Annotated in this window: 2 protein-coding genes; both read left to right on the top strand. The window is 68.2% G+C overall.

What is annotated here, in order from left to right; translation table 11 throughout:
* Nucleotides 1-414: hypothetical protein (locus tag NIE111_RS28130; protein ID WP_274531790.1), on the top strand; the 414-nt coding region annotated here is incomplete at its 5' end.
* 114 nt (nt 415-528) lie between these two features.
* On the top strand, nt 529-1,908 hold the full coding sequence (locus NIE111_RS28125) for a glycine--tRNA ligase (RefSeq protein WP_238687313.1): 1,380 nt from the start codon (nt 529-531) through the stop codon (nt 1,906-1,908).
* Nucleotides 1,909-2,085: the final 177 nt, after the last annotated feature.

Here is a 2,085-nt window from a genome sequence, read left to right as displayed (position 1 = left end):
GGCCGACGGAACGGGACGTGGATCGGCCTCGGCGTCGGCGCGCTCGCCGTGGTGCTCTGCTGCGGCGGGGGTGGCGCCGCCGTCGTCGGCCTGGCCGTCAGCGGAGTCCAGGCGATCCGGGAACAGGCCCGCACCGTGACCGGCGACTACTACCAGGCGCTGGTCGAGCGAAACTACGGGCGGGCGTACGACCAGCTCTGCGACGACGCGCAGCGGCGTGAGTCCCGACCGGAGTTCGAGCGGCGCGCTGCCGCCGAACCGCAGGTGACAGCGTTTCGGGTGGGTGAGGTGGACACCACCTACCTGACCGTGCCGGTCGACGTGACCCTCGACGGCGGCGACCGGGATCGGCAACAGGTCAGCCTCGGGCAGGACGGGCAGACCGGCGGCGTGGAGGTCTGCGAGGTCAGCTGACCCGTCCCCGGTATTCTGCTGGGCTCGGGGGGACGGTGGTCGTACCGTTGTCCCGAACCGACCGTTCCATCCACATCTCGCCCCCGCCGACCGCCAGCCGGCGTAGGAGGAAACATGCCAGCCGACCGTATCGACGCCGTCGTCAGCCTCGCCAAGCGCCGAGGCTTCGTCTTCCCCTCCAGTGAGATCTACGGGGGCACCCGATCGGCGTGGGACTACGGCCCGCTCGGCGTGGAGCTCAAGGAGAACGTCCGCCGGCAGTGGTGGAAGACGATGGTCCAGCAGCGCGACGACGTCGTCGGCCTGGACTCCGCGGTGATCCTGTCCCGCAAGGTGTGGGAGGCGTCCGGCCACATCGCCGAGTTCGTCGACCCGCTCACCGAGTGCCAGTTCTGTCACAAGCGGTTCCGGGCAGACCACCTGGAAGAGGCGTACGCCGAGAAGCACGGCAAGCCGCTCACCTCGCTGGCCGAGCTGAACTGCCCCAACTGCGGCAACAAGGGCACCTTCACCGAGCCGAAGATGTTCAACGGCCTGATGAAGACCTACCTGGGCCCGGTGGAGAGCGACGAGGGGCTGCACTACCTGCGCCCGGAGACCGCGCAGGGCATCTTCGTCAACTACAAGAACGTCGAGACGGTCGCCCGCAAGAAGCCCCCGTTCGGCATCGCGCAGACCGGTAAGTCGTTCCGCAACGAGATCACCCCGGGCAACTTCATCTTCCGGACCCGCGAGTTCGAGCAGATGGAGATGGAGTTCTTCGTCGAGCCGGGCACCGACGAGCAGTGGCACGAGTACTGGCTCCAGGAGCGCTGGAACTGGTACCTCGACCTCGGCCTCGCGGCGGACAATCTGCGTCTGTTCGAGCACCCCAAGGAGAAGCTGTCGCACTACTCGAAGCGGACTGTGGACATCGAGTACCGCTTCCAGTTCGGTGGCACCGAGTTCGCCGAGCTTGAGGGTGTCGCCAACCGCACCGACTTCGACCTCTCCACGCACAGCAAGCACTCCGGCGTCGACCTGTCGTACTTCGACCAGAGCAAGAGTGAGCGCTGGATGCCGTACGTCATCGAGCCGGCCGCGGGTCTGACCCGCGCGGTGCTCGCCTTCCTGCTGGAGGCGTACGACGAGGACGAGGCGCCGAACACCAAGGGCGGCGTGGACAAGCGCACGGTGATGCGGTTCGACCCGAGGCTCGCTCCGGTCAAGGTCGCGGTGCTGCCGCTGTCCCGCAACGAGGCGCTGTCGCCCAAGGCCAAGGACCTCGCGACGCTGCTGCGCAAGCGCTGGGTGGTGGAGTTCGACGACTCCCAGGCGATCGGGCGTCGCTACCGCCGGCAGGACGAGATCGGCACCCCGTTCTGCGTCACAGTCGACTTCGACACGCTTGACGACAACGCGGTGACCGTGCGCAACCGGGACACCATGGCCCAGGAGCGCGTCTCCCTGGACCAGGTCGAGCGCTACCTGATCGAGCGTCTCCCCGGCTGCTGAGACTCTGCGCACGGGGCCTCGGCCGACGCGATAAGCGCCGGTCGGGGCCCCGTACACTTGTCCGGTGACTGCCTCGACCGTGCCCGCGCTGCGCCCGCTGACTCTCGGCCAGCACCAGGTGTGGCCGCCGGTAGTGCTCGCGCCGATGGCCGGGATCACCAACATCGGGTTCCGTCG

Source organism: Micromonospora hortensis, from assembly GCF_022230935.1.
In the GTDB taxonomy this organism is placed as follows: Bacteria; Actinomycetota; Actinomycetes; order Mycobacteriales; family Micromonosporaceae; genus Micromonospora; species Micromonospora hortensis.
This window is presented reverse-complemented; position numbering and strand designations above follow the sequence as displayed.